5 protein-coding genes and 1 tRNA gene are annotated in these 7,473 nt (G+C 73.3%); 4 read left to right on the top strand and 2 right to left on the bottom strand.

Going from position 1 to position 7,473, the window contains the following annotated elements:
* Positions 1-384 precede the first annotated feature (384 nt).
* Positions 385-457, bottom strand: a tRNA-Arg gene (locus BU198_RS32330).
* A 166-nt stretch (positions 458-623) separates the two neighbouring features.
* Here BU198_RS32330 and BU198_RS32325 point away from each other — a divergent pair.
* Complete coding sequence (locus tag BU198_RS32325) at positions 624-2,159, top strand: glycosyltransferase family 39 protein (protein ID WP_188300400.1); 1,536 nt, start codon at positions 624-626, stop codon at positions 2,157-2,159.
* Between the two features lie 168 nt (positions 2,160-2,327).
* Here the strand turns inward: BU198_RS32325 and BU198_RS44030 are convergent, their stop codons facing one another.
* Positions 2,328-4,751, bottom strand: a complete 2,424-nt coding sequence (locus BU198_RS44030; RefSeq protein WP_188300399.1) for a hypothetical protein — start codon at positions 4,749-4,751, stop codon at positions 2,328-2,330.
* A 297-nt stretch (positions 4,752-5,048) separates the two neighbouring features.
* Here BU198_RS44030 and BU198_RS32315 point away from each other — a divergent pair, with 297 nt between their 5' ends.
* The 3 genes from BU198_RS32315 (at position 5,049) to BU198_RS32305 (ending at position 7,461) form a co-directional block, all read left to right on the top strand.
* Complete coding sequence (locus BU198_RS32315; RefSeq protein WP_188300398.1) at positions 5,049-5,789, top strand: GOLPH3/VPS74 family protein; 741 nt, start codon at positions 5,049-5,051, stop codon at positions 5,787-5,789.
* Between the two features lie 596 nt (positions 5,790-6,385).
* The gene (locus BU198_RS32310) at positions 6,386-7,249 is read left to right on the top strand and encodes a helix-turn-helix domain-containing protein (RefSeq protein WP_188300397.1); all 864 of its coding nucleotides are present in this window, start codon (positions 6,386-6,388) and stop codon (positions 7,247-7,249) included.
* Positions 7,246-7,461, top strand: coding sequence for a DUF397 domain-containing protein (locus BU198_RS32305; protein ID WP_188300396.1), 216 nt, complete (start codon positions 7,246-7,248; stop codon positions 7,459-7,461). The genes BU198_RS32310 and BU198_RS32305 overlap by 4 nt, the downstream gene beginning before the upstream one ends.
* Positions 7,462-7,473 lie beyond the last annotated feature (12 nt).

The raw sequence follows: 7,473 nt of genomic DNA, 5'->3' as shown, positions 1-7,473 counted from the left end.
CTTCTCGGCGGCGGCCTTCCCTGCGGCAGCGCCAGCGGCCCCGGCGGCCGGCGCGGTGGCGCTCGCGGCCCGGCCTGGACCGGCCGACGGGCCCGCCGCCTGCGCCGTGGCGGGTACGAAGCCGACGACTGCCGCGACGACGGCGGCGGAGATCATGACACGGTGACGGTACACCGGCCCCCCAATTCCTGAACTCGTTCAAAAACCCTTGACCGGAGCCTACCTCTCGGACGGTTCGCACCCCACGGAATATCCGGCCACCTCCCGGCATCGGCCCGCGAACGCCGGGGAGAACACCCGGGGCCGGCCGGACGGACGGGGCCGGGAAACGCCGCAGGCCCCCCGCCGACATCGGCAGGAGGCCTGTGACCTGTGTCTTCGTTGTGCCCCAGGCAGGATTCGAACCTGCGACACCGGCTTTAGGAGAGCCGTGCTCTATCCCCTGAGCTACTGAGGCGCGGCCCGGGTGCACCAGGCCGCTCACAGCGTACCGGATCGGGGGTGGGGCTCGGGGGGCGGATGGGAAGCGGGTGGCCGACGAGGTGTCAGGGCGGGTCAAGTAGCCTGCCGGGCAGGGTGGGATCCGCCCCCGGCACACCGCGTTCAAGGAGACGAAGGACCCGATGAGACCTGCTGTGCGCCCGGTGGGCCGGCTGTTGGGGCAGGTGTGGGTGTGGCCCGCGGTCGTCATGACGGTGGTGGGCGGGTACCGGCTGGGGACGCCGGACCTGTGGCGGGACGAGATCGCGACCTGGACGGTGGCCACCCGCTCGCTGGGCGACCTGCTGCGGCTGCTCCAGCACATCGACGCCAGCAACGGCGTGTACTACCTGCTGATGCACGCCTGGACGACGGTGTTCGGCGACTCGACGGTCGCCCTCCGAATACCCTCCGTGCTGGCGATGGCGGGGGCCGCGGCGTTCGTGGCGCTCACCGCCCGGCGGCTGTTCGGCAGCCGGGTGGCGGCGGTCGGGGCCGGGCTGCTGCTCGCGGTGCCCCCGGAGATCTCCAGGTACGCCCAGGAGGCGCGCTCCTACGCGCTGGTGACCTGCGCGATCGCGGCGGCCTCGTACTTCCTGCTGCGGGCGCTGGAGCGGCCGACCTGGCGGCGCTGGGCGCCGTACTGCGTGGCGATGGCACTGGCCGGGGCGGGGCACCTGGTCTCCTTCAGCACGGTCGCCGGGCAGGCGGCGCTGCTGGGACTGCACCTGTGGCGCACCCGGCCCGAGGCTGACCGGCGGCTGCTGTGGCGGTTCCCGGTGGCGGTCGCGGTGTCGGCGCTGCCGGTGCTGCCCGTGGTGCTGCTGGGCAGCCGGCAGTCGGACCGGCAGCTGGGCTGGATACCGACCCCCTCCCTGCGCGGCCTCGGCTACTTCGGCGAGCGCCTGTTCGGCTCGGGTCCGGTCTTCTACGCCTTCGCCCTGCTGGCGCTGCTGGCACTGGCGCTGCCCGGCCGGCGGCTCCAGGCCTGGCAGCTGCTGCTGCTCGCGGAGCTGCCGGTGGTGGGCGTCTGGCTGGTGTCGCGACTGGGCGACACCTCGTACTTCCTCGGGCGGTACCTGCTGTTCACGGTGCCCGCCTGGGCGGTGCTGGCGGGCGGCGGGGCGGGGGCGCTGTACGGCGCGGTGAAGGCCCTGGCCCGACCGGACCGGGCGCCCCGGCGGAGCGTCGCGGTGGCCGGGCTGCTGACCGTCGCCCTGCTCGCCCTGCCCGCCGTGGAGGCCCTGCCGAAGCAGCCCGCGGTGCGGTACACGGGCTCGCACAACGGCTCGGAGGAGCCGTTCAGGTCGGCGGCCCTGGAGATCTCCGCCGGCTACCGCTCCGGGGACGGGATGGCGGCCCCGCTGGGTGACCAGTCCTGGGCGATGGCCTGGCCGGGCGTCAGCTACTACCTGCCGCCGGACGTCCGGCCGTACCCGGTCTTCGTCGCGCGGAGCGCCGACGACGCCGAGGACCTCTCGCCGGAGCCCTGCCCGCAGCCGGCGGACTGCCTGGGCGAGGTGTCCCGGATCTGGCTGCTGGTCCTCGGCGACACCACGGACCCGCTGGGCGGGATGCCGACGGACCAGGCGCAGCTGCTCCGCACCCGGTACGGCGCCCCGGACCGGGTGACGCCGCTCGGCGGGCTCACCCTCGCCCTGCTCGACCGGGACACGTAGGCCCCGGGGACGCGGGGACACGGCAACCCGGGGGCACAGCGCCCCGGGGGCACAGCAACCTGGGGGCAGAGCGGCCCGGGGACACGGAGAAGGGGAGCCGGTACGGGACCGGCTCCCCTTCTCCTTCCCGCTCCGTACGGCGCCTCGGCGCCCCGGCGGCTCAGCGCCTCACAGCGTGCGCAGCAGCCGGGACTGGATGGACGGCGGGGTCAGGCCCGACTGGAGTGCCACCGGCACCTCCACCCGGTCCTCGCCCGCGCCCACCCGCAGCACGCCGACCTCCTTGCCGGCCTGCTCGGTGTGGCCGATCTTCGAGGCGTCCAGGGTGACGGTGCCGGAGATCCCGGGGAAGCCCGCCACCACCAGGTCCTTGGTCGCGACGAGCGCGACCTTGCCGCCGAGCCCGTCCTCCACCGAGCCGACGACGTCGCCCTTCTTCACCACGGTCTGACCGGTCACGCCGTTCTGCGCGGCCTGGATCTGCTTGCCGCTGACCTTCAGCACGGTCGGCAGGATGCCGTCGCCCGGGTTGGGCGAGGTGGCCTGCTGGCCCAGGGTGACGCCGAGGATCAGCCGCCGCACGCCGCCGATCTCCTTGTACGCGGCCCACATCAGGCAGCCGCCGGCCGGGGTGCTGGAGCCGGTCTTGACGCCGATGACGCCGGTCTTCGGGTTGATCAGGTTGTTGGTGTTGGGGATCTTCGCGTTGTTGAAGTTGGTCTCCGGGGTGGAGACGATCTGCCGGAAGATCTCGTCCTGCATGACCTGCTCGGCCAGCTTCAGCTGGTCCTTGGCGGTGGACTTGGTGTCCGGGTTGAAGCCCGCCGGGTCGGCGTAGATGGTGTTGCTCATGCCGAACTTGGTCGCGGTGTCGTTCATCGCCTTGACGAACTCGGCCTCGGAACCGGAGTGGAAGCGGGCGAGCAGCCGGGCCACGTTGTTGGCCGAGGGCAGCATCAGCAGTTCCAGCGCCTGGTACTCGGTGAGCACCTGGCCCTCGGTGAGCGTCACCTTGGACTCGTCGACGTTGCCGGACTCCTGCGCGGCCTGCTTGTCGACGGTGATCTTCGGGCCGCTCTCCCCCTTCTTCAGGGGGTACTTCTGGAGGATCAGGTAGGCGTTCATCACCTTGGTGACGCTGGCGATCGAGGCCGGCGTCTCCGGGCCCGAGCTGCCGAGGCTGCCGACGCCGACCACCTCGGCGGCGGACTGGCCCTTGGCCGGCCAGGCGAGGTCGAGCTGGTCGCCGGAGAAGCTGTAGCTGCCCGCGGTGGTCGTCTTCAGCTTGGGGTCCGGCAGCGGGCGCAGCAGCTGGGCCACCGCGAGCGCGCCGAGCACCACGGCGAGGAAGACCGTCCAGATGGTCACCCGCTTGAGGGCGCGCCGCAGCGGCGAGACCGGGCGGGCGTTGAGGGAGGCCAGGACCTCCATCGCCTCGGCGGTGTTCTCCGGCGACGGCATCGGCTCGGGCGCCGGCAGCGGCTCGGGCTTGGGCAGCGGCGGAACCGGCGGCACCGGGCGCGGATCGGGCTCCGGCAGCGGCTTCGGGGCCGGCACGGGAGCGGGCGCGGGGGTCGGCCTCGGCAGCGGCGCCGGGCCCGGGGTGGGCTCGGGCTCGGGGACGGGCCTGGGCTCCGGACGCGGCTCGGGCTTCGGCTCGGGCACGGTGCCGGCCGGGGGGACGGTGCCGGACGCGGAGACGGTGCCGGACGCGGGAGAGGAGGCCACGGGGGCGGCGGAGGCGCGCAGCGGCGCTGGCTTCTCCAGCTTCTCGGCCTGACCCGACGGCTGACCAGGCTGCCCGGTCCTGGTCAGCGCGAGGGTCAAGGCGCCGGTCGCGGGAGCATCCTCGGAGTCCTCGGCATCCTCGGCGTCCTCGGAGCGCTCGGCGTCGTCGGCGTCCTTGGTGTCCTCGGCCTTCCCGGCCTCCTCGGTCTCACCGGCCTCGCCGGTCGCCTTCCCGGCCGGCTCGGCCCCGGGCTCGGAGGTGCCCTCGGCGTCGGTCTCCTCGGACGGCTCGGCCGCCTTCTCCGCAGGCTTCTCCACCGCCTGGTCCGCCGCCTGGTCCGCCGCCTGGTCCGCCACCGCGACGGCCGTCCGCATGGCGAGACGCGGGTCGGCGCCGACCGGACGCCCGGCGGGCTCCTTCACCTCCTCGGCTTCCGCCGCGGCCCCCGCCTGCTCGTCCCCACCTTCGGAACTCCCCTTGCCGGCGGCCTTCACCAGTTCCTCGGGCAGCCGCAGCGCGGTGGTCCTGTTGTCCACCGGCAGCCGCAGCATCGTCGTCCTGCTGTCCACATCCCGGACGCGGAGCTGTACGGTCGAGCCGCCCTTGGCCCCCGTCGCGGGGGTGTCGGCGGACGCCTCCGAGGGCGTCTCGCCGGAGGCCTCCGCAGGGCTGTCCGAGGCGGTGTCCGCGGAGGTCCCGGCGGTCGTCCCGGCGTCGGCCGCGACTGACGCACCGTCAGCATCCGGGCCGGAACCGCCCTCGGCGGGACCGGCGGCACCGGCCGCCGCACCGCTCCGTTCGCGCTCGCGGTCCCGCTGCCGCTCGTCGCCGTCCCTCAGCACCCTGTCGGGGGACTCGCCCACGTATCCCAGCCTCCTCAACGCCCCGCGGGGCACCGGCGAACCCGATTTCGGGAAGCCGACGCCCCGCCCGTGTACCTGTACAGTCTCCGCCACCGGCGGCCGTTCCGGCCGCGCACACCCCGCCCGACCGGCGCGTATTGTCGTCGCCCGGCCGTTCCACGGTCTGTCCACCGGTCAGACGCAGGGCCCCGCGCCGCCGGTTCCGCGCCTGCACCGCAAGGTCACGATTCGGAGGCGTACTCGACAAGCCCGTGTGAGAGGCGTCACCCTGTCTCTCATCCACGCGGGGAGGCTTGGATGGGCAAGAGCCGCAGAACTGTTCCCGAGGAACTCTTGCTGCTCGCTTTGGACCCGACCACGGGTACCACGGCGCAGCCGCAGACCCTCGACCTCGGACTCGCCGGGGCCCAGCTCGTCGAGCTGTCCCTGGCCGGACGGATCGTACCGGAGGGAGACCGGATCGCCGTCGTGCTCGCACGACCGACCGGCGACCCGACCCTCGACCACGCACTGGAACTGCTGCGCCGACGCGGCAGTCCGGTCCGCGCGGCGCACTGGATCGGCGGGCCCCGGCTGGGGCTGCGGCAGACCTATCTGGCGCACCTGGAGCGCTGCGGCATGGTCACGGCCGTGCCGGGCCAGGTGTGCGGCGTGCTGCCGACGATCCGGTACCAGGCGTCCGACGACTGCACCAACGCCGCGATCAAGCAGCGTCTGGACACCGCGATCCGCACCGGTGTCCCGCCGGACCCGCGGACGGCGGCGCTGGCGGCGCTCGCCCACTCGGTCGGGCTGGGCAAGCACCTGTACCCGGGCAACGAGGGCCGGTCCTCGCGGTCGCGGCTGCGCGACCTGATCCGGTACGACCCGCTGGGCGGGATGGTCGCGCACGCCGTGATGGACGTGCAGAACGGCCTGCCCGCGCAGCAGAACCGTTCTTCCCAGGGTTCCGGGGCCGCCGCCGGCCGTCCTGGCGCCCGTACGGCGGGCCGGGGTTCGGGCGGGCGGGTCCCCGCCTCCCGGGTCGGCGCCCGCTGACCGGAGCGGTCCGCGGGGCCCGGCGGACAGCCGCCACGGCGCCCGACGCCACCGGACGCGCACCCGACGGTGCCCGCCGCCCCGTTCACGCCGTCCGACGGCGCTGAGCGGCCCGGCGTACGACCGGTGCCACCGGCGCCGGGAGCACGACGGGCACCGGACGCACCGGACGCACTACCAGTTTCATCGGCACCACCGGCGGCACCGGAAGCAACCGGCGCCACCAGCAGCACCGAGGGGCGGTCGCCCCGCGACGCGAGTCGCCCGGCGACCGCCCCTCAGCCGTCCCCGGACGCTGACGGCGGACCCCCGGCAGCGGCCCTCCCCCGTACGTGCCGGGGGCACGTACGAGCCGGTCCGGGGACACCCACCGCAGCACCTGTCCGAGTCGCCGAGCCGCATTACCACCTGGGGGCTTTCGCTGTCTCGCGGAAGCGCTATTCCGATGATCTGTCCTATCGCGCTGCCGTGATTCCCCGACACCGACCTGGCCCAAGGTGACATGCTGCTCCAAGTCAGGGGGGTTGGTCCCTATGTCCGAAGTGTTCCGAGGGTCGCCGTTCCAACGAGCACCAGAGGTCCGGCCGGAGGTCGAAGTGTCCGCCAACGTCAATCCCACCGTTCGCCGCCGGCGCCTCGGTTCGGAGCTGCGCAAGCTCCGCGAGGGCCTGGGCATGACGGCGGAGGAGGTCGCCGGCCGCCTGATGGTCTCCCAGTCGAAGATCAGCCGGCTGGAGAACGGCCGCCGCAGCATCAGCCAGCGCGACGTGCGCGACCTCTGCGACGTGTACAACGTGCCCGACGACCAGTTGCGCGCCAGCCTGATGGAGATGGCCAAGGAGTCGCGCCAGCGCGGCTGGTGGCACGACTTCAACGACATGCCGACCCCGTACAGCGTCTACATCGGGCTGGAGGCCGAGGCCTCCTCGATCCGCGCGTACGAGTCCTCCTTCGTCCCCGGTCTGTTGCAGACCGAGCACTACGCCGAGGCCGTGGTCGAGGGCACCCAGCCGGACACCGACGCGGTCGCCGTGCAGCGCCGGGTGCAGGTCCGGATGAAGCGCCAGGAGCGCATCCACGGCGAGAACCAGCTGGGCAGCCTGTGGACCGTCATAGACGAGGCGGTGCTGCGCCGTGAGGTCGGCAGCAAGGCGGTGATGGCGGCGCAGCTGCGGCAGATGCTGGACCTCAGCCAGCGTTCGAACATCACCATCCAGGTGATCCCGTTCTCGCACGGCGCCCATCCCGGCATGACCGGGACATTCTCGCTGCTGGAGTTCCCCGAGTCAGCCGATTCCACGGTTGTCTACTTCGAAGGTGTGACGAGCGATCTCTACCTGGAGAAGGAGGCGGACGTGCGCCGCTATACCGGTCTGTACGACTACCTGAGAGCGGCCGCCCTCGGCGTCGCGGAGAGCCGGTCGCTGATAGCCGACATCGAGAAGGAATTCCACGAATGATCACCCCGTCCGAGTACGGAACCCCCTGGCGCAAGAGCAGTCACAGCGGAGGCCAGGGCGCCTGCGTGGAGATCGCCGTCCCCGGCTCGGGGGAGGTGGCGGTCCGGGACTCCAAGGACCCCCGTGGCCCGCAGCTGCGCTTCTCCGCCGAGGCCTGGAACGCCTTCGCCTCGTCGGCGGCGGGCGGCGCCTTCGGCGGCCTCCCGGGCTGACCGGCCCACGCG

It is taken from the genome of Streptomyces sp. CBMA156, from assembly GCF_014596515.1.
Taxonomy (GTDB): Bacteria; Actinomycetota; Actinomycetes; order Streptomycetales; family Streptomycetaceae; genus Kitasatospora.
The sequence above is the reverse complement of the archived record's forward strand: the minus strand, read 5'-3'. Positions and strand labels throughout refer to the sequence as shown.